This window comes from Nocardia brasiliensis, assembly GCF_042691675.1.
Lineage (GTDB): Bacteria > Actinomycetota > Actinomycetes > Mycobacteriales > Mycobacteriaceae > Nocardia > Nocardia brasiliensis_D.
On record NZ_CP170507.1, the window covers coordinates 6,247,963 to 6,266,373 of the forward strand.

Here is an 18,411-nt window from a genome sequence, read left to right on the forward strand (position 1 = left end):
CGCGCCCACCGCATTCAGGACGATAGCGCGCCCGGCCCGGATGCGCATGTCCCGGAGGTAACGAACGTGGGCCTCTTGCTCGACCTCAGCGGAACCTTTACACCAATAGACCGACCGACTCGCCGCACGCCCTGCCGCACGGCGACGTCGCCGCATACGATCCAGTCTGATTCGCCAGCGGGAATGTTTGGAGCGCCACAGGATGCCAGCCCCAGCCGGGACCAATACGGCGTTCCGGCTTGCCCGCATCGCGGCCATGGTGCTCGGCAGCCTGTTGTTTCTGTATGCGTGTGAGAACAGCAAGAGCGCGCTGCTCGCCGACCGGTGGGTCGAGGTCGCCATCGCGGGCGCACTGTTGGCCGCCGGACTGGGTGCGGCCTGGTTCGAGATCAAGCTGACCGACTACGACGATTACGACGACGACGAAGACGACCGCACGGGCCACCCCGCCCGGGCCGGAACTCGGGAATTCCTGGTCGAATCCGAGGGTTGGTCGATGCGCGCCAAGATCGCCCGCTCCGGCGACCTCGTCTTCCACGGCCACGACCGAGGCGGCACCTACCCGGCGTACGAATGGATGTGGATCTTCGATCCCGACACCTTCCCCGCGATCCGGACGGCTCTCGGCGATGCCGACGGTGACCTGCTCGATCTCCTCGAAGAGGTTGTCCCGCAACTGGATCGGCACGGCAGGCACGACCCCGGCGCCTGGCTGCGTGCGCACGACATCCCGGCCACCTACCGGGAGAAGGGCGTCAGCGCCACCCAGGAGACCCGAGAACTTCCGCTGCTCCGCCCCGGCCTGCCCCGTCGACCACCGCGGCGCGACGAGCCGACTCCCCAGCGGGCGTACCGAGACAAGTTGCCGCCCAGCCCCTCCCACCGCGCGGACCGGAATCCCGTACCGCCCCTTGACGAAGACTCAGCGGCCATCCCCGCTAGGCGGGAACACTCCATTCCCGCTCGCTCGCGGCGAGAGCCCATCGCCCCCGCCAGGTTTCGGCAAGCGGACGCCGAACCCGCCTGGCCCGCACGGGTGGATCGGGCGGCGGCGCATGCGAAGTGGGAGGACGATCGGCCTCAACCGCCCTACGAGGAATCCGAACCTCGATGGATCGCCCGCGACGAGAATCTCCGGTCCCCGCGTGCGCGACCGGAACCCAGACCGTCCCGTCACGCGCCTCCGGCACGGGACCAGCCCCGCCATGACGATTTCGCGCCCGCACCGTCCTACCGCAGGGAAACTGAACAGCCGCAGCATGATTCACGCCGCAGCGGGCCGCCCCGGTCACAGCCTGACGAATTCACCCCGTACCGCCGCGAGCAACCGTGGCCGGGCCAGGAACCACCCGCGCGACGCGATGAACCCGCCTGGCAGCGTGACGAATACCCCGCCGCCTGGACCGAACAGCCCGCGGCGTATGACGATCCGCCGCCCGCGCGCCGTCATAGGTCGTCCTCGCCGCCGAATTCCGCGGGCACCGGCCGACATGCGGCATCGCACAGCGCCAACCCGCCCTGGCCGTAAGCGCACTCAGCTGGTGTGGCGCGAGTACCGACCGGATTCGAACCCGGTCAGCATCCGGAACACGAGGACCGCGCCCCAGGGTCCGATCACCCAGATCGGCCAGGGGTAGGTGAATTCGCCGACGCTCACCGAGATCGCACCCCAGATCAGCAAGACGAGCGCGCTCACGCCGAGCCAGCTGCTGCCTTCGATCTTCTGCCAGATCGGGATGCGGGATCGCGAATCCGACTTTTCGGCAGGCTCTTTCGACAGCTTGGGCAGATCCGACAGCACCAGCTGTAGATCGTCCCTGGTGGCGGTCGCGTAGACCTGGGCGGTGCGCTGGTCGTATTCGGCGAGGTCGATCCGTCCGTCCTCCAAATGCCTGGCGAGCAGACGCACCACCTTGTCGCGTTCGGCGTTCGAGGCACGGGTACCGGGCGTGATGTCCATGTGAAGTTCCTTTTCCACGGTTCCACCCTCCACAGTGGAATATGAGTACAGCATGAACCCTCCACTGTGGAATGTCAACCCTTTGTCCGGCCGACCGCCCCGGCGGTGGTGTCGGGCTCGCGAGCGCGGCAGTATGGACGGTGCTCAGCTCGCGGGCGCCAAGGGTCCGCGTCGACGAAATCTCCCAGGAGGCATAGGTGTCGGAAACCGTGCGCGGTGTCATCGCCCGTAGCAAAGGCGCGCCGGTCGAGATCGTCGACGTGGTGATTCCCGATCCGGGGCCCCACGATGTGGTCGTCCGGGTGCAGGCCTGCGGCGTCTGCCACACCGACCTGCACTACCGCGAGGGCGGCATCAACGACGAGTTCCCGTTCCTGCTCGGGCACGAGGCCGCGGGCATCGTGGAAACCGTCGGCACTGCGGTCACGCACGTCGAGGTAGGCGACTTCGTGGTCCTGAACTGGCGTGCCGTGTGCGGCGAATGCCGAGCCTGCAAGCGCGGCCGCCCCTGGTACTGCTTCGCGAGCAACAACGCGAGCAAGAAGATGACCCTCACCGACGGCACCGAACTGAGCTCGGCGCTCGGCATCGGCGCCTTCGTCGACAAGACGCTCGTGCACGAGGGACAGTGCACCAAGGTCGATCCCGCGGCCGACCCCGCGGTGGCCGGGTTGCTCGGCTGCGGCGTGATGGCGGGCATCGGCGCGGCGATGAATACCGGCAATGTGTCGCGCGGCGACACCGTCGCGGTGATCGGCTGCGGCGGGGTCGGCGACGCCGCCATCGCTGGCGCGCGGCTGGCCGGCGCGAAGACCATCATCGCGGTGGATCGCGACGCGCGAAAGTTGAGCTGGGCTAGAGACTTCGGCGCGACCCACAGCGTCGACGCGAGCAGCGAGGACGTGGTCGAGAAGATCCAGGAATACACCGAGGGTTTCGGCGCCGATGTGGTGATCGAGGCGGTCGGCCGCCCGGAAACCTGGAAGCAGGCGTTCTACGCGCGTGATCTGGCGGGCACCGTGGTCCTGGTCGGCGTGCCGACGCCGGACATGACGATCGACCTGCCGCTGATCGACCTGTTCTCCCGCGGCGGCGCACTGAAGTCCTCCTGGTACGGCGACTGTCTGCCCGAACGCGACTTCCCGACCCTGATCGACCTGCATCTCCAGGGCCGCCTGCCATTGGAACGCTTTGTCACCGAACGCATTTCACTCGACCAGGTGGAGGCGGCGTTCAGCGCGATGCATACCGGCGACGTGCTCCGCTCGGTGGTGGTCTGGTGATCGAGCGCGTCGTCACCTCCGGCACCTTCTCCCTCGACGGCGGCACCTGGGACGTCGACAACAACGTCTGGCTCATCGGCGACGACCACGACGTCCTCGTCGTCGACGCCGCGCACAATGCGGACGCGATCGCCGAGGCCGTCGGCACCCGCAACGTGGTCGCCATCCTGTGCACACACGGTCACAACGACCACGTCACCGTCGCACCGGAATTGAGCAAGCGGCTCGACGCCCCCATCCTGTTGCATCCCGGCGACGATCCGCTGTGGCGGATGACCCACCCCGACGTCGCCTACCGCTCCCTCGCCGATACCGCCCGAATCACCGTGGCCGACATAGACATCGACATCCTGCACACGCCGGGCCACTCCCCCGGCTCGGTCTCCCTGCACCTCCCGGAGGCAGCCGCCCTCTGCACCGGCGACACCCTGTTCTCCGGCGGCCCCGGCGCCACCGGCCGCTCCTACTCCGACTTCGACACCATCATCGCCTCGATCCGGGACCGCCTACTGACCCTCCCCGACGAAACCACGGTGCACACCGGTCACGGCGACAGCACCACCATCGGCGCAGAAAAACCTTCCCTCGCCGACTGGATCGCCCGCGGTCACTAGAACTACGAAGTGGCCGAGGCGAGTTGGGTTCGGCAGGCCTGCCAGGCCCGTGGCGACAGGCGACTGCTGGACCGGGCGAACAGCTGGTAGAGCGCCGCGCCGTGCTTGTCGGCGAGCTCGGCATTGTGCGCCAGCACATCGAGTTCGTTGGCAACGGTGATCTCCATAAACGCCCGAAGGTCGGTATCGGTCGGCTCGTATTCGAGTCCGGTGAACCGATCACGGAAAATCACCGGCGATGTGTCGAGCCGTGGGTAGACCGTCGCCCGGTCGCAGCTGCCATATAGGTACACGAGCGCTTCGGCACGCTCGCCGACGAGCGTCGCCACCGTCGGTCGCTCGGACAGCTCGACCAGGGCACGGTCGAACCCGTCGGTGCCGTACATCGCATGACACAGTCCGGCGAACTGAATGTCCTCGTCGGCGTCCCATTCGGCCAACACGTCGGCGACCCGGACGAGATGCGCCAGCAACGTACCGCCGGGATGCGCTATCGCCGCCGCCCCACATTCATCCAGGAACCGCTCGACCCGATCCCGCCGCGACAAATCCTCACCGGTATTCATCACTCCAGTCTCACCCACTGGCCGACCAGAACGGGCCACAACCCTTTCAGGGTAAGGCCGTCAACCCACGCGCAGTTGCTCGTCACCGAAGTCGGCGACGAGCTTCAGGACGCCGCCGAGGGCGGACACGTACCGATCCAATACGTCCCGGGTGGAAACCTCGCCCTGCTCGATCTGCGACACTCGTGCGACAGAGATGCCCATCTTCTCCGCCACATGCTTCTGACTGAGTCCACGGCGCTTGCGAAGTTCCGCCAGCCGCCAGCCGCGGGCGCGGTCCTCCAACTGGTCGACGCCCTCGGCGAATTCTTCAGGCCCGCCTGCCGTCTCGATCGCGCGGTCGAGATGCCCGCTGTCACGCCAGCGACGATTAGTACTCATTGGTGCGACTCCTCGCCCCGCTCGATCAGATAAGCGTCGTACAGTCTTTCGGCTCGCGGTATCGCCTCCCGATCTCCCATAGAACGTCGAGGAACTGCTCTACCTCATCGGTTATGAAGATCTCCCACTCGTCCACTGACGGTACCTCCCCCACGTCCGCTATTCAAGGATTTCCTTAACCGGATTGATCGAGCGAATGCGGTCGAGGTTAGGACATGGGTCCGACAAGGTGGGCGGGAGCAGCAATGATGAATCCGCCAGCAGCACCTAGAGAATGGCGAAGGCGACGACCAGGCCGAGGGCGAAGTGCGCGGCGGCCACGACCAGGACTTCGGTGGTGTAGGTGTCGGAATGCAGGGCGGCGCCGATGTCGATGCCGAGGGCCTTTTCGATGACGCGGACCGAGATGACCTGGGCGATGATGCCGACCAGGCCGAAGACGAGGGCGGCGATGAGGCCCTCGGAGAGTTTGCCGCCGCTGCCGACCGCCAGGATCGCGAGCACGACGATGAACGCCATGCTGATCATGCCCGCGGCGGTGACGATGATGGCGTTGGGCTTGCCCGCGACGACCAACCCGCGCAGCCTGCCCGGCGTGGTCAGGTCGATCGCGTAGAAGCCGACGAGCATCAGCACCAGACCGACGAGGGCGTAGAGGATGATCGCTCCGACGCCCTCGCCGAGCGAGCTCCAGTACCCCGATTCGAGGGCGACTGCGGTCATCATGGATCCTTCCGGAAGGTGTTGCGGGTGAGGTGGATTCGACTACTGGGTGGCGATGCGGTGCGGGACGAAGGCGGAGCCGTCGTCGGTGATCAGTCCGGCGGTCTCCCGAATGCCGAGGCCCGCGGCGGTATCGCCGACGATCCAGGCGCCGAGCACCGGGCGCATGTCGTCGAATTCCGGTAGCGGATCCAGCAATTGGTAGACGTAGCCCTCTTCGCCGTAGACGCCGCCGGTGGCGGTTTCCAGTCCGGCGCCGACAATGGTCATGTTGGCGCCTTCCCGGCCGAGCTTCGGCTTGCGGATGTATTCGGTGAGCTCGTTGGGCTGGTCCAGGTAGGCGGGCAACAGGTTCGGGTGCCCGGGGTACATCTCCCACAGCACCGCGAGGATCGCCTTGTTGCTGAGCAGCGTCTTCCACAGCGGTTCGATCCACATGGTCTGCGGCAGGCTGGCCACCACCCGCTTGCCGAAGTCGTCGTCCAGCGCCCACTCCCACGGGTAGAGCTTGAAGATCGCCTCGATCGGCGCCTCGGCCAGATCTACGAAACGTTCGAGCTCGGTATCGAATCCGACCTCTTCGATCGGCAGCGCGATGGTGTCGAACCCCGCTTCGGCCGCGGTCTCCTGCATATACGCGGTGGTGACATTGTCCTCACCGGTGGCGTCCGCACCCGACCAGCTGAAGTGCAACTGGGCGGTCGGCAATATGTCGCGCAACTCGGTCCAGCGCTCGACCAGCTTCTCGTGCAACGAATTCCATTGATCACCGGCCGGGTACAGCGCGGTCAGCCAGTGCCACTGCACAATCGCCGCCTCCAGCAGCGATGTCGGCGTATCGGCGTTGTATTCCAGCAGTTTCGCCGGGCGGCGCGCGTCGTAGCGCAGGTCGAACCGCCCGTACACGTGCGGGTCACTGCGCCGCCAGGATTCGGTGATGGGAGCCCAACTCCATTCGGGCAGACCGAAATCCTTGAACCGCTCGGTGAGCACCACGTGCTCGACGGCATTGAGGCACATCGAGTGCAGCAGCTCGACATCGGCTTCCAGCGCGAGAATCTCGGCCATCTCGAACTCGTAGTACACCGATTCGTCCCAGTACGGCCGCGGCTGGCCGCTGGCATCGCGGCCGGGCGAACCGTAGACCAGGCCCTGACTTTCGGTGATCTGCTGCCATCCCGGCCGGGGCGTACTGCGCACGCGTCGCACTACGACCCTCCGCCGGTGCTCTTGCTGCCGAGTCCACCGCGCTGAATGGTGGTGCCGCTCTTCGTCTTTATCTCGGCACTCTTGGGTTTCACGGTGGTGCCACCCGTCGGCGGTTTGCCGATGGTGGGGGTGCCGCCGTAGTAGTAGCGGTATTGCGGCCCGCCGCCGAGGATGATCAGACCAGGCCCGATGCCGCCGTCGCCGACGAAGCCGGGACGTCCGTCGCCGCAGTAACGGTCCTCGACCACGACCTCCTGGCCGTTCTCGACCTTCACACACGATGCGGTGACCTGGTCGGGTGCGCTGATCGCCCGGTAGGCGAGGTAACCGCCGCCGACCAGCGCGGCGACGCCGACGATCGCGACGCCGCCGATCATCACCCGCTTGCGGGTGCGCTTCTTGGCCTCGCCCGCCGCGACCGCGGCCTGTCGCGCTTCCTCGGCACGCTTGCGCGCCTTGTCCCTGGCCCGCGCCTCGGCCACGGTGGGCGGGCGCGGCTGCGTGATGCCCGGCTCTTGCCGCTGCACACTGCCCTGCCGGGGCGGGAGCTGTTGCGGTGCAGTGGATTCCGGGGGTTGCGCGGGCGCGGTGCCGAGACCAGCGAGATTCGGAGCTTCCGTGGTGGATTCGGCCGTATCGCCCGGCGCGGGAGCAGGCAATTCGGTGGTCGGGTCGGCGGCCCCGGAGCCGCCCGCCGCCCCGGCCGACGAGTCGGCGTTGTCGTTCGGCTTGTTTTCCGGCCGCTCGTCCTCGGGATTGTGCGTGCTCAACGCCGAGTCCTCGTTCCAGCCCGACCCACCACTACCGCTCCTCGAATCCGGTCATATCACCCCGCGCGGGCTCCCAGCTTTCCACAACCAAGGTCACCCGACCAGGTGTATCCCCGGAACGTAGCAGTTCGAGCAACCGCCCGCAGTCGTCGCGCGGCCCCTCCGCGACGACGTGCACCCGCCCGTCGCTCGCATTGGTCGCATGCCCGGTCAACCCGAGTTCCAACGCGCGCGACCGCGTCCACCAGCGAAATCCCACACCCTGGACGCGGCCGTGCACCCACGCACTCAGCCGGACGATCTCGCCGGATGCACCCATCAGGCCTCGATATCGAAGGACAAGGTCACCTTCGTCCCCGCCTGCAACGTCCGGCCCACCGTGCACGCCTTGTCGATGGCGCGCTGCACGGTGACCAGCAACCGTTCGCGCGCCTGCTCGTCCAGCTCGCTGAGGTCGAGCTGGAACGTCTCTTCCAGCTGCGGGTACAACTCGTTCTCGCGATCGGCGTCACCCGAGACGCGGATGGTCGCGTCGAAGGAATCACCGAGCTTGCGCGCCAGCGAGAAGTCCGCGCTCAACCCCGAGCAGCCGGCCAGCGCGATCTTCAGCAACTCGCCGGGGGTGAAGGCGCCGGGCACGCCCTGCGAGGCGATGAGCACCTCGGCGCCGCGGGAGCTGCGGCCGGTGTAGGCCCGCGTCCCGGTGCGCTCGACCCATAGTTCGGTCGGTTCCGGTGTAGCGAGTGCGGAGATCTGTTCAGCCATGATGCGATCCTGCCATTGTCGTCGGAATCAGCCCACGCCTGGCAACGCGGCGAGGGCGGTCGGCCATTCCGGCGGGCGGGGCGAGGTAGACCACTCACGGGCGCAGCCGGGGCGAGCCGTCATCGACCGCGCCCGGCCGCAGGTGGGCCTACTCCTGGAAACGGTAGCCCATCCCCGCCTCGGTCAGCAGGTGCTTGGGGTGCGAAGGATCGTCTTCCAACTTGCGCCGCAACTGCGCCAAATACACCCGCAGGTAATGGGTTTCGGTCGCGTACGACGGGCCCCACACCTCGCGCAGCAATTCCTTGCGGCCGACCAGCTTGCCCTTGTTGCGCACCAGCATCTCGAGCATGCCCCATTCGGTCGGCGTGAGATGCACGGTCTCGTCGTTCTTGGTCACCTTCTTGGCGGCCAGGTCGACGGTGAACGACGAGGTCACCACCACCGGATCGGACGCGTCGGTGTCGGCGGCGCCGCGCCGGACCGCGGCGCGCAGCCGGGCCAGCAGTTCGTCCATCCCGAACGGCTTGGTGACGTAGTCGTCGGCGCCCGCGTCCAGCGCCTCCACCTTGTCGGTCGAGTCGGTTCGTGCGGAAAGCACGATCACCGGCGCTGAGGTCCAGCCGCGCAATCCGGCCAGCACCTCGATGCCGTCGATGTCGGGCAGGCCGAGATCGAGGATCACCACGTCGGGGTGTTTGTCGGCGGCCGCACGCAGCGCGGCGCCACCGGTCGCCGCGGTGATCACCTCGTAGCCGCGGACCGAAAGATTGATCCGCAGCGCGCGCACGATCTGCGGTTCGTCGTCGACCACCAGCACCTTGATCGCCGGGGCATCCTGCTTCTTGTCGGTCATCACGGCTTCCTGTGTGGTCCGGGGCTCCGTTGCTCCCACTGTCGATGTACCCATCATCAGCTGCTCGCTTCCGTTTCGTCGGCAGGCAGGTCCACGATCATCGTCAATCCTCCGCCCGGTGTCGGTTCGGCGTGCACCGAGCCGCCCATCGCCTCCACAAAACCGCGCACCACCGACAGGCCGAGCCCGACCCCGGTGGTGTTGTCCCGGTCGCCGAGCCGCTGGAACGGCTCGAACAATTGTTCCTCGGACCCCGGCGGCACACCGGGACCGACATCCACCACCGCGATTGATACGCGATCGCCTTCGCGTTCGGCGGTAACCCGCACCACTGGGGGACGGTAGTCGGCGGAGCCGAAGGGGTGCGTGGACGCAGTGTCGCGCGGCGCGTGTCGCAGTGCGTTATCGATCAGGTTGGCCAGCACCCGTTCCAGCAGCCCGGCGTCGGCGCACACCGAGACGTCGCCGACCTCCACCTTCACCCGATCCATCGCGGCGCGCCGCAGCCCACGCGCGCCCATACCTACGCTCACCAGGGCCCGATGCACCACCTCGTCCATGTACACCCGCCGCAGCTGTGGTTTCACCACGCCGACGGCCAGCCGGGACGAGTCGAGCAGGTTGCCGACCAGCGCGGTCAGCTGGTCCACCGATTCCTCGATGGTTTCCAGCAGTTCGGCGGTGTCCTCGGCGGAGAACTCGATGTCGTCACTGCGCAGGCTGGACACCGCGGCCTTGGCACCGGCCAGCGGGGTGCGCAGATCGTGGCTCACCGCGGAGAGCAGCGCCCGGCGCAACCGATCGGCCTCGAGCAGGGCCGCAGCGGCGCTCGCCTCTTCGGCGAGCCGGGATTGGCGGACGAGTCCGGCCGCTTGGTTGGCGACGGCGTTGAGCACCGGCCGGTCGGCCGAGGCGAGCGGCCGTCCGGCCAGCAGCAGCCAGCTCGACGCGTCGCCTGCCTGGATGGCGGTTTCGGCGTCGGCGGGGCGCTGCGGCGCGTCCGTGCCCACCGCGGCGATCACCTGGTCGCCGCAGACCATGCTGACCGCACGCAGCCCATAGGTTTCCCGGACCTGTTCCAGCAGCTTGGGCAGATCCGCGCCGTGCAGCACGGCACCGGCGAACAGGGTCAGCAACTCGGCCTCCTGGGAGGCCCGGCGCGCCTGCCGCGTCTGCTTCGCGGCCGCATCGACCAGGGCCGCCACCGCGACCGCGACGAACAGCAACACCACCACCGTGACGAAGCTGTCCGGCTCCGCGATGGTCAGGCTGTAGCGCGGCTCGGCGAAGAACCAGTTCAGCAGCAGTCCCGACAGCAGCGCCGAAAAGGCCGCGGGGACAACGCCACCGAGCAGGGCGACGGCCACGACGCCGATGAAGAACACCGCGCTGAGACCGCCGAGCTGAAGGTAGCCGTCCAGGAACGCGGCGCTGATGCCGCATACCGCCATGGGCACGAGCACCGCGGCGAGCCAGGCCCGGATCGGCTGGCGCGGCATGAGCGAGCCCCGCCGCAGCCCACGGTGCGCCTCCTCGTGCGTGACCATGTGCACGTCGATCTTGCCCGACTGCTGCACCACCGTGGAGCCGATGCCCTCGTCGACCATCCGCGCCCACCGGGAGCGGCGCGAGGTGCCGAGCACCAGCTGGGTCGCGTTCACCTCGCGGGCGAATTCCAGCAGCGTGCTCGGCACATTGTCACCGGTGATGGTGTGCAGCGAGGCGTCCAGGCTGGCGGCCAGTTCCCGCAGTCTGGCCAGCCGTTCGGTGGAGACACCGGCCAGTCCGTCGCCGCGCACGACGTGCACGAGCACGAGTTCGGCGCTCGCCTTGGTCGCGATGCGACTGGCCCGGCGCACCACGGTCTCCGACTCCGGGCCGCCGGTCACCGCGACCACCACCCGCTCGCGTGCCTCCCACAGATCGGTGATCTTGTGGTCGGCGCGATACTTCGCGAGCGCGGCATCGACCTGGTCTGCGAGCCACAGCAGCGCCAATTCGCGCAGGGCGGTGAGGTTTCCGGGGCGGAAGTAGTTGCGCAGTGCCGCATCGACCTTGTCCGCAGCGTAAACATTGCCGTGGGAGAGCCTGCGGCGCAACGCTTCCGGGGTGATGTCGACGAGCTCGACCTGATCCGCGCCGCGCACCACCGCGTCCGGCACGGTCTCCTGCTGCTGGATGCCGGTGATCTGCTCGACGACGTCGTTGAGGCTTTCCAGGTGCTGCACATTGACCGTGGAGACCACGTCGATGCCCGCGGCGAGCAGCTCTTCGACGTCCTGCCAACGCTTTTCGTGTTTGCTGCCGGGCACGTTGGTGTGCGCGAGCTCATCCACCAAGGCCACCGCGGGCGCGCGCCGCAGCACCGCTTCCAGATCGAGTTCGGGCAGCGTGGTGCCGCGGTACTCGAGCATCTTGGGCGGTATCCGCTCGACGCCCTTCAGCAATTCGGCGGTTTTTTCCCGGCCGTGTGTTTCGACCACCGCAGCCACCACGTCACGGCCGCGTTCGAGCCGCCGGTGTGCCTCGCCGAGCATGGCGTAGGTCTTACCGACACCCGGCGCGGCGCCGAGGTAGATGCGCAGTTGGCCGCGTTTCACCTGTCCATCATTGCGTGTCGCGGGTCGGCAGCGGCGTAGCCGTCGGCCGGATCGGCGCGCTGCGTCCGATGCTCAGGCATCGAAGGCCCCGGGATCGGCGGCGCGCCGGATTCGGTCGCCGTCTTCGAGCAGAGCCTGCGCCTGCCCCTCGGCGCGCCGTTCGCCCAGCGCCCGAATGAACAGCGCGCAGCACACGAACCCCACGATGAGGGCGACGGTGACAGCCGACATGACGATCCTCCCTAGCCGAAGCGAAACACCGGTCGCGCTGGATTGGTCCGCCTGGCCGGCCCTCAACTACTACCCCTGTATATCGAGCTCGGGCGGATTTTTACGGTGTGTTGACGGTATCGCCGGCCACTTTGACGGCATCCTTTCAGCTATCCCGGCCCGGGGTGTAAACGAAGCGCAAAGGCAAGCGTTTGTCGCGTCAAGGAGTCGTAAGGAACCTCGGCAGCGGCCGGATCGAAGACTTGACTCGCCCTGGCGCGCTCCACAACACGAGCGCTGTGATGGAGGTTGGTTATACATGTCTGTCGTGGTGTTCACGGTTCTCACCGTGGGGATCTTCGCCCTGCTGGGTCTGATCCAGCGAGGGGTGGAAAAGCTGTGATCGCGAACCTGATCGGGCTGGTTCTCGCCATCCTCGTCGCGGTCTTCATGGTCGCGGCGCTGCTTTTCCCCGAGAGGTTCTAGGTGAACACGACAACGGCGGGGATAGCCTTCGCGGCCGCCCTGATCATCGCGCTCGCCCTGGTCCATGTTCCGCTCGGCGACTACATGTACCGGGTATACAGCAGTAAGAAGCACTCACGCGCCGAACGGATCATCTACCGGGCCATCGGCGCGCAGCCCGAGGTCGAGCAGACCTGGGGTGTGTATGCCCGCAGTGTGCTGGCCTTCTCGGCGGTCAGCATCCTGTTCCTCTTCTTCTTGCAACTGGTCCAGGGCAAGCTGCCGCTGCACCTGAACGACCCGGCCACCGAGATGACCCCCGCGCTGGCCTGGAACACCGCGGTCAGCTTCGTGACGAACACGAACTGGCAGAACTACTCCGGCGAGTCGACCCAGGGGCATCTGGTGCAGATGGCCGGTCTCGCGGTGCAGAACTTCGTGTCGTCGGCGGTGGGTATCGCGGTGGCGATCGCGCTGGTGCGCGGTTTCGCGCGCAGGCACACCGGCGATCTCGGCAATTTCTGGGTGGACCTGGTGCGCGGCACCATTCGCATCCTGCTGCCGATCGCGTTCGTCTTCGCGATCGTGCTGGTGGCCGGTGGCGCGATCCAGAACTTCCACCTGCACGATCAGGTAGCGCAGACGCTGAACGGCACCGAACAGACCATCCCCGGCGGCCCGGTGGCCAGCCAGGAGGTCATCAAGGAACTCGGCACCAACGGCGGTGGCTTCTACAACGCCAACTCCGCGCACCCGTTCGAGAACCCGACCACCTGGACCAACGGGATCGAGATCTTCCTGCTACTGGTGATCAGCTTCTCGCTACCCCGCACATTCGGCCGGATGGTCGGCAGCCGCAAGCAGGGCTACGCGATCGTCGCGGTGATGGGCACGATCGCCCTGATCAGCCTCAGCTTGCAGAATCTGTTCCAGCTACAGCACCACGGCACCGTGCCGACCGCGATCGGCGCCTCCCTGGAGGGCGTCGAAACCCGGTTCGGCGTCTCGGATTCGGCGACCTTCGCGACCGCGACCACACTCACCTCGACCGGCGCCGTCGACTCGTTCCACGACTCCTACACCAGCCTCGGCGGCATGATGACGATGTTCAACATGCAGCTCGGCGAGGTGGCACCGGGCGGCACCGGCTCCGGCCTGTACGGCATGCTCATCCTCGCGGTGATCACCGTCTTCGTGGCGGGCCTGATGGTCGGGCGCACGCCGGAATACCTCGGCAAGAAGATCACGCCGCGCGAAATCAAGCTCGCCGCTTCGTATTTCCTGATCAGCCCGCTGATCGTGCTGGTGGGCACCGCAACGGCGATGGCGATGCCGGGTCAGCGCGCCGGAATGCTGAACACCGGGCCGCACGGGCTCTCGGAGGTGTTGTACGCCTTCACATCCGCGGCGAACAACAACGGTTCCGCGTTCGCGGGCTTGACCGGAAATACCGAGTGGTACAACACCGCACTGGGTTTGGCCATGGTGTTCGGCCGGTTCCTGCCGATCATCTTCGTGCTCGCGCTCGCCGGTTCGCTGGCTCAGCAGGGCACCACTCCCGAGTCGATCGGCACGCTGCCGACGCACCGGCCACAGTTCGTCGGCATGGTCGTCGGCGTGACGGTGATCCTGGTCGCGCTCACCTTCCTGCCCGCCCTCGCGCTCGGGCCGCTCGCCGAAGGAATCCACTGAAATGACCAGTACCGCAACTGAACTACCCGCCCCCGCAGAGCAGAAGAGTGAACACAAGGGCGTCCGGAAAGGTGCCCTCGATCCCAAGATGCTGCTGACGTCGCTGCCGGACGCGGTGCGCAAGCTCGACCCGCGCGACCTGTGGCGCAACCCGGTGATGCTGATCGTCGAGCTCGGCGCCGTCTGGTCCACCGTGCTCGCCCTCACCAAGCCCTCGTTCTTCGCCTGGGCGATCGTGGTGTGGCTGTGGCTCACCGTGATCTTCGCCAATCTCGCGGAAGCAGTGGCCGAAGGACGCGGCAAGGCGCAGGCCGACACGCTGCGGAAAGCCAAGACCGACACGGTGGCTCGGCGACTGGTCGAGTGGACACCCGGCGGCCGGGTGGTCGAGGAACGGGTGGGTGCGGCGGATCTGCAACGTGGCGATCACGTGGTGGTCGAGGCCGGTCAGGTCATCCCCGGCGATGGCGATGTCGTGGAAGGCATTGCCTCCGTGGACGAGTCGGCCATCACCGGCGAATCCGCGCCGGTGATCCGGGAATCCGGCGGGGACCGTTCGGCGGTCACCGGCGGCACCACGGTGCTGTCCGACCGGATCGTCGTCAAGATCACTCAGGAGCCCGGCCAGAGCTTCATCGACAAGATGATCGCCCTGGTCGAGGGCGCGAGCAGGCAGAAGACGCCGAACGAGATCGCGCTGAACATCTTGCTCGCCGCGTTGACCATCATTTTCGTCTTCGCGGTGGTCACGCTGCAGCCGATGGCCATCTTCGCGAAGTCGAACAACCCAGGGGTGCCGGACAGTTCGGCACTCGACGGCAACGGCGTCACCGGCATCGTGATGGTCTCGCTGCTGGTGTGTCTCATCCCGACCACCATCGGTGCGCTGCTGTCGGCCATCGGCATCGCGGGCATGGACCGGCTGGTGCAGCGCAATGTGCTGGCCATGTCCGGTCGCGCGGTCGAGGCCGCGGGCGATGTGAATACGCTGCTGCTCGACAAGACCGGCACCATCACCCTCGGTAATCGGCAGGCCTCGGAATTCGTTCCGGTGCCGGGTATTTCGGATGACGAGCTGGCCGATGCCGCGCAGCTGTCCAGCCTCGCCGATGAGACGCCGGAGGGCCGCTCCATCGTGGTCTACGCCAAGCAGGCGTTCAACAAGCGCGAACGCACGCCGGGTGAGCTCACCGGCGCGACCTGGGTGGAATTCACCGCGCAGACCCGGATGTCGGGTGTCGACCTGGCTGACGGGCACCAGTTGCGCAAGGGCGCGGCCAGCGCGGTCACCGACTGGGTGCGCACGCAGGGCGGCATCGTGCCGGACGCGGTCGGCGTGATCGTCGACGGCGTCTCCGCTTCCGGTGGCACGCCGCTGGTCGTCGGCGAGGTCAACAACGGCACCGCCAGGGTGCTCGGCGTCATCCACCTCAAGGACGTGGTCAAGCAGGGTATGCGCGAGCGGTTCGACGAGATGCGCCGGATGGGCATTCGCACCGTGATGATCACCGGCGACAATCCGTTGACCGCCAAGGCGATTGCCGACGAGGCCGGTGTCGACGACTTCCTCGCCGAAGCGACGCCGGAGGACAAGCTGGCGCTGATCAAGCAGGAGCAGGACGGCGGCAGGCTGGTCGCGATGACCGGCGACGGCACCAATGACGCTCCGGCGCTGGCCCAGGCCGACGTCGGTGTCGCCATGAACACCGGCACCTCGGCGGCCAAAGAGGCGGGCAATATGGTCGATCTGGATTCCGATCCGACCAAGCTCATCGAGATCGTGGAGATCGGCAAGCAGCTGCTCATCACCCGCGGCGCGCTGACCACGTTCTCGATCGCCAATGACATCGCCAAGTACTTCGCGATCATTCCCGCGTTGTTCGTCGCGGTGTTCCCCGGCCTCGACCTGCTGAACATCATGCGGCTGGCCAGCCCGCAATCGGCGATCCTTTCGGCGGTGATCTTCAACGCCATCGTCATCGTCGCGCTGATCCCGCTCGCCCTGCGCGGCGTGAACTACCGGCCGTCCAACGCGTCGAAGTTGTTGAGCCGCAACCTGACGATCTACGGCCTCGGCGGCATCATCGCGCCGTTCATCGGCATCAAGCTCATCGACCTAGTCGTCCAACTCCTCCCCGGGATGTCCTGACATGCGCTTTTCAACCTGGATCCGGCAGCATCTGGCCGCGTTGCGTGCGCTGCTCGTGCTCACCGTGATCACCGGAATCGTCTATCCCGTCGCGGTTTTCGCGGTGGCGCAGCTGCCGGGGCTGCACGACAAGTCGGACGGGTCGCTGATCGAGGTCGACGGCACGGTCGTCGGCTCCCGGCTGATCGGCCAGTCGTTCACCGACCCCGACGGTAAGGCGCTGGTGCAGTACTTCCAGAGCCGCCCGTCCATTGCGGGCGCGAACGGCTACGACCCGATGTCCACCTCGGCGTCCAACCTGGGCCCGGAGAGCATCGTCGACGCGCCGGACACACCGAGCCTGCTCACCACCGTCTGCGCCCGCAGCAAGGAGGTCGGCGACCGTGAGGGGGTCGACGGCGCCCGCCCGTTTTGCACCAAAGATGGTGTAGGAGCGGTACTTTCGGTGATCGGTCCGCGCGACTCCGACGGGGAGGTATCGCACCCGGTGCAGGTCGTCAGCGTGAACGAGGCGTGCCCGGCGACGCCGTTCCTGTCCACCTACCTGGGGGTGCGGGTCGAGTGCGCGAAGGCGGGCGAAGACTACGCCGTCGGCCGGATCGTCCCGATCTTCGGTGATGCCTCGGTCGACACCCCGGTGCCATCGGACGCCGTCACTGCCAGTGGCAGCGGGCTGGACCCACACATCTCCCCGGCCTACGCGGCACTTCAGGTCGCGCGAATCGCCAAAGCCCGCAATGTTTCCGAGGACCAGGTGCGTGAGCTGGTCGACGCCAACACCAGCGGTCGCACGCTGGGCTTCCTCGGTGAACCACGGGTCAACGTCGTCGAGCTGAACCTCGACCTCGACCGCCGCTACCCGTTCCGCGGCTGACTTTCGGCATCCACGAGGGCCGGTGGCATCATGTCACCGGCCCTCGTCGCGTTCTGCTGGCCGAGAAGCCAACGGCAGTAATGGAAGGTGCGTCGTCAGGCAGAACGGATGCCCTGCGGGATCGAGCAATACCCGCCACCGATCCGGCGCCGGCTGGACCTCGGCCCGTCGCGCACCCACCCGAACCGCCTCCGCCTCACCCGTATCCAGATCGTCCACCACCAGATCGAGATGCATGTGATTCGGCGACGCACCGCCCGGCCAGGTCGGTGGCTCGTACCCCGGCACCCGAAGCGCGCACAGCGCACCACGTTCGGTCTGCACTACCGCGACTTCCTCTGTGCGGTGCACGATTTCACCCCCGAGCAACTCGGCCCAGAACGCCGCCAAGGCCTCCTGGTCCGCGCAATGCAGCGTGATCAAACTCAACCGCGCGTTAGTCACGTCCCAATCGTACGACCGCGCCCCGCGACGGTGATCGATCTTCCGGGATCACGACCCCTTGTCCAGCCTGTCCGGCGGCAACACCCCAGCAGTACCCGCCATCCAGACCGGCCCTTAGCAACGCATCCGGAACCAACTCGCGCGAGTGGCACATCGTGTGCCATTCGGCATTACGGCAGGGCTCGGGTTCAGCGCTTGCCGCCCAGCCAGGTCGGCAGGGTGGCGAGCAGGCGCGAACGCGGGGCATCGGATTGGCCTGCTATCTGGACGCCGTTCCAGAACGCTACGTGGTTCTTGATTTTTCGCGCGAGCGGACTCGGCTTCGGGTAGTACCAGGCTGCGTCCGGGTTCTTCTCGTCGTCGACGACCACGGTGTAGTAGTGCGCGACGCCCTTCCACGGGCATACCGACGTTGTGGGGCTGTCGGTGAAGAATTCTCGGTTCAGCGAATCCGGGGGGAAGTAATGGTTGCCTTCGACCCGAACCGTATGTGGCGTCTCGGCCAGTACCGCACCGTTCCAGACTGCGCGAATCATGGTGACCTCCTCGGCAGTAGTGGTCAGACTACTGCCGGGAAAGCCGGTGTCGTCAACTGGCTTCGGCGTGGCCGAAGCAGTAGGCCGAGGCTGCCAGGTATTGGCAGCAGTCGGGGCCGTGACCCGCGTGGGTGCTGCGGATGAATTGAGCGAGGTCCATGTCCAGATCCATGGGCTCGATCGTGCAGTCGCGGTGCTGTGAGCTCCACAGGTCCCGCATGTCCAGCGACGTCTGCATCGTGCACCTCCAGCTGTCTTTCGATCCGAAGAGCATGCCCAAAGTGCTTATGCTGGAGGAGTACCCGATTTTGGAT

The 18,411-nt window shown here is 66.9% G+C and carries 20 protein-coding genes; 6 read left to right on the forward strand and 14 right to left on the reverse strand.

All coding sequences use genetic code 11. From position 1 onward, the window contains the following. Nucleotides 1-202: 202 nt before the first annotated feature. Complete coding sequence (locus tag ACFK0J_RS28775; RefSeq protein WP_378732585.1) at nt 203-1,528, forward strand: hypothetical protein; 1,326 nt, start codon at nt 203-205, stop codon at nt 1,526-1,528. 6 nt (nt 1,529-1,534) lie between these two features. On the opposite strand, the gene ACFK0J_RS28780 is transcribed toward ACFK0J_RS28775, so the two are convergent. Then, on the reverse strand, nt 1,535-1,960 hold the full coding sequence (locus ACFK0J_RS28780; RefSeq protein ID WP_378732587.1) for a DUF1707 domain-containing protein: 426 nt from the start codon (nt 1,958-1,960) through the stop codon (nt 1,535-1,537). A 197-nt stretch (nt 1,961-2,157) separates the two neighbouring features. Here ACFK0J_RS28780 and ACFK0J_RS28785 point away from each other — a divergent pair, with 197 nt between their 5' ends. Both ACFK0J_RS28785 and ACFK0J_RS28790 read left to right on the forward strand, forming a co-directional pair. After that, the gene (locus ACFK0J_RS28785) at nt 2,158-3,243 is read left to right on the forward strand and encodes an S-(hydroxymethyl)mycothiol dehydrogenase (RefSeq protein ID WP_378732589.1); all 1,086 of its coding nucleotides are present in this window, start codon (nt 2,158-2,160) and stop codon (nt 3,241-3,243) included. Next, nucleotides 3,240-3,857, forward strand: coding sequence for an MBL fold metallo-hydrolase (locus ACFK0J_RS28790; RefSeq protein WP_378732591.1), 618 nt, complete (start codon nt 3,240-3,242; stop codon nt 3,855-3,857). The genes ACFK0J_RS28785 and ACFK0J_RS28790 overlap by 4 nt, the downstream gene beginning before the upstream one ends. A 2-nt stretch (nt 3,858-3,859) precedes the next feature. Here ACFK0J_RS28790 and ACFK0J_RS28795 read toward each other — a convergent pair whose 3' ends face one another. The 10 genes from ACFK0J_RS28795 to ACFK0J_RS28840 all read right to left on the reverse strand — a co-directional run bounded on the left by ACFK0J_RS28795 (nt 3,860) and on the right by ACFK0J_RS28840 (nt 11,958). Then, on the reverse strand, nt 3,860-4,423 hold the full coding sequence (locus ACFK0J_RS28795) for a DUF6817 domain-containing protein (protein WP_378732593.1): 564 nt from the start codon (nt 4,421-4,423) through the stop codon (nt 3,860-3,862). Nucleotides 4,424-4,483: 60 nt separating this feature from the next. After that, the gene (locus tag ACFK0J_RS28800; protein ID WP_378732595.1) at nt 4,484-4,804 is read right to left on the reverse strand and encodes a helix-turn-helix domain-containing protein; all 321 of its coding nucleotides are present in this window, start codon (nt 4,802-4,804) and stop codon (nt 4,484-4,486) included. 267 nt (nt 4,805-5,071) lie between these two features. Then, a complete protein-coding gene (locus ACFK0J_RS28805; RefSeq protein WP_378743117.1) occupies nt 5,072-5,527 on the reverse strand; it encodes a DUF350 domain-containing protein in 456 nt (151 codons plus the stop codon). Nucleotides 5,528-5,569: 42 nt separating this feature from the next. Beyond that, the gene (locus ACFK0J_RS28810; RefSeq protein WP_378732597.1) at nt 5,570-6,736 is read right to left on the reverse strand and encodes a glutathionylspermidine synthase family protein; all 1,167 of its coding nucleotides are present in this window, start codon (nt 6,734-6,736) and stop codon (nt 5,570-5,572) included. After that, a complete protein-coding gene (locus tag ACFK0J_RS28815; RefSeq protein ID WP_378732599.1) occupies nt 6,736-7,506 on the reverse strand; it encodes a hypothetical protein in 771 nt (256 codons plus the stop codon). Before ACFK0J_RS28815 ends, ACFK0J_RS28810 begins: the two co-directional genes overlap by 1 nt. A 31-nt stretch (nt 7,507-7,537) precedes the next feature. Beyond that, nucleotides 7,538-7,825: an acylphosphatase gene (locus ACFK0J_RS28820; protein WP_378732601.1), complete on the reverse strand. Its 288-nt coding sequence runs from the start codon at nt 7,823-7,825 to the stop codon at nt 7,538-7,540. Further along, nucleotides 7,825-8,271, reverse strand: coding sequence for an OsmC family protein (locus tag ACFK0J_RS28825; RefSeq protein WP_378732603.1), 447 nt, complete (start codon nt 8,269-8,271; stop codon nt 7,825-7,827). Before ACFK0J_RS28825 ends, ACFK0J_RS28820 begins: the two co-directional genes overlap by 1 nt. A gap of 148 nt (nt 8,272-8,419) precedes the next feature. Next, on the reverse strand, nt 8,420-9,127 hold the full coding sequence (locus ACFK0J_RS28830) for a response regulator (RefSeq protein WP_218470600.1): 708 nt from the start codon (nt 9,125-9,127) through the stop codon (nt 8,420-8,422). A 56-nt stretch (nt 9,128-9,183) separates the two neighbouring features. Then, entirely contained in the window at nt 9,184-11,727 is a 2,544-nt protein-coding gene (locus tag ACFK0J_RS28835; protein ID WP_378732605.1) for a DUF4118 domain-containing protein, read from the reverse strand. Between the two features lie 72 nt (nt 11,728-11,799). Beyond that, nucleotides 11,800-11,958 (reverse strand): hypothetical protein, encoded by a 159-nt coding sequence (locus ACFK0J_RS28840; RefSeq protein WP_378732607.1) that lies wholly within the window; start codon nt 11,956-11,958, stop codon nt 11,800-11,802. 465 nt (nt 11,959-12,423) lie between these two features. Here ACFK0J_RS28840 and kdpA point away from each other — a divergent pair, with 465 nt between their 5' ends. The 3 genes from kdpA to ACFK0J_RS28855 are packed head-to-tail and all read left to right on the forward strand — an operon-like array spanning nt 12,424 to nt 17,117. Beyond that, nucleotides 12,424-14,094, forward strand: coding sequence for a potassium-transporting ATPase subunit KdpA (gene kdpA / locus ACFK0J_RS28845; protein ID WP_378732609.1), 1,671 nt, complete (start codon nt 12,424-12,426; stop codon nt 14,092-14,094). Between the two features lies 1 nt (nt 14,095). Beyond that, the gene (kdpB, locus tag ACFK0J_RS28850; RefSeq protein ID WP_378732611.1) at nt 14,096-16,243 is read left to right on the forward strand and encodes a potassium-transporting ATPase subunit KdpB; all 2,148 of its coding nucleotides are present in this window, start codon (nt 14,096-14,098) and stop codon (nt 16,241-16,243) included. A gap of 1 nt (nt 16,244) precedes the next feature. After that, nucleotides 16,245-17,117, forward strand: a complete 873-nt coding sequence (locus ACFK0J_RS28855; protein WP_378732613.1) for a potassium-transporting ATPase subunit C — start codon at nt 16,245-16,247, stop codon at nt 17,115-17,117. Nucleotides 17,118-17,150: 33 nt separating this feature from the next. Here the strand turns inward: ACFK0J_RS28855 and ACFK0J_RS28860 are convergent, their stop codons facing one another. The 3 genes from ACFK0J_RS28860 to ACFK0J_RS28870 form a co-directional block, all read right to left on the reverse strand. Continuing rightward, complete coding sequence (locus ACFK0J_RS28860) at nt 17,151-17,561, reverse strand: VOC family protein (RefSeq protein WP_378732615.1); 411 nt, start codon at nt 17,559-17,561, stop codon at nt 17,151-17,153. Between the two features lie 188 nt (nt 17,562-17,749). Continuing rightward, nucleotides 17,750-18,097, reverse strand: coding sequence for a DUF427 domain-containing protein (locus ACFK0J_RS28865; protein ID WP_378732617.1), 348 nt, complete (start codon nt 18,095-18,097; stop codon nt 17,750-17,752). 52 nt (nt 18,098-18,149) lie between these two features. After that, nucleotides 18,150-18,335 carry a hypothetical protein gene (locus ACFK0J_RS28870; protein ID WP_218479548.1) on the reverse strand — a complete coding sequence of 62 codons (186 nt, stop codon included), beginning with the start codon at nt 18,333-18,335 and terminating at the stop codon, nt 18,150-18,152. Between the last annotated feature and the right edge of the window lie 76 nt (nt 18,336-18,411).

Coding starts and splice junctions, on each gene's coding strand:
- ACFK0J_RS28865 (WP_378732617.1), bottom strand. CDS start 18,097: ATGATTCGCGCAGTCTGGAACGGTGCGGTACTGGCCGAGACGCCACAT.
- ACFK0J_RS28840 (WP_378732607.1), bottom strand. CDS start 11,958: ATGTCGGCTGTCACCGTCGCCCTCATCGTGGGGTTCGTGTGCTGCGCG.
- ACFK0J_RS28775 (WP_378732585.1), top strand. CDS start 203: ATGCCAGCCCCAGCCGGGACCAATACGGCGTTCCGGCTTGCCCGCATC.
- ACFK0J_RS28800 (WP_378732595.1), bottom strand. CDS start 4,804: ATGAGTACTAATCGTCGCTGGCGTGACAGCGGGCATCTCGACCGCGCG.
- ACFK0J_RS28825 (WP_378732603.1), bottom strand. CDS start 8,271: ATGGCTGAACAGATCTCCGCACTCGCTACACCGGAACCGACCGAACTA.
- ACFK0J_RS28805 (WP_378743117.1), bottom strand. CDS start 5,527: ATGACCGCAGTCGCCCTCGAATCGGGGTACTGGAGCTCGCTCGGCGAG.
- ACFK0J_RS28795 (WP_378732593.1), bottom strand. CDS start 4,423: ATGAATACCGGTGAGGATTTGTCGCGGCGGGATCGGGTCGAGCGGTTC.
- kdpB (WP_378732611.1), top strand. CDS start 14,096: ATGACCAGTACCGCAACTGAACTACCCGCCCCCGCAGAGCAGAAGAGT.
- ACFK0J_RS28870 (WP_218479548.1), bottom strand. CDS start 18,335: ATGCAGACGTCGCTGGACATGCGGGACCTGTGGAGCTCACAGCACCGC.
- ACFK0J_RS28780 (WP_378732587.1), bottom strand. CDS start 1,960: ATGGACATCACGCCCGGTACCCGTGCCTCGAACGCCGAACGCGACAAG.
- ACFK0J_RS28820 (WP_378732601.1), bottom strand. CDS start 7,825: ATGGGTGCATCCGGCGAGATCGTCCGGCTGAGTGCGTGGGTGCACGGC.
- ACFK0J_RS28830 (WP_218470600.1), bottom strand. CDS start 9,127: ATGACCGACAAGAAGCAGGATGCCCCGGCGATCAAGGTGCTGGTGGTC.
- ACFK0J_RS28855 (WP_378732613.1), top strand. CDS start 16,245: ATGCGCTTTTCAACCTGGATCCGGCAGCATCTGGCCGCGTTGCGTGCG.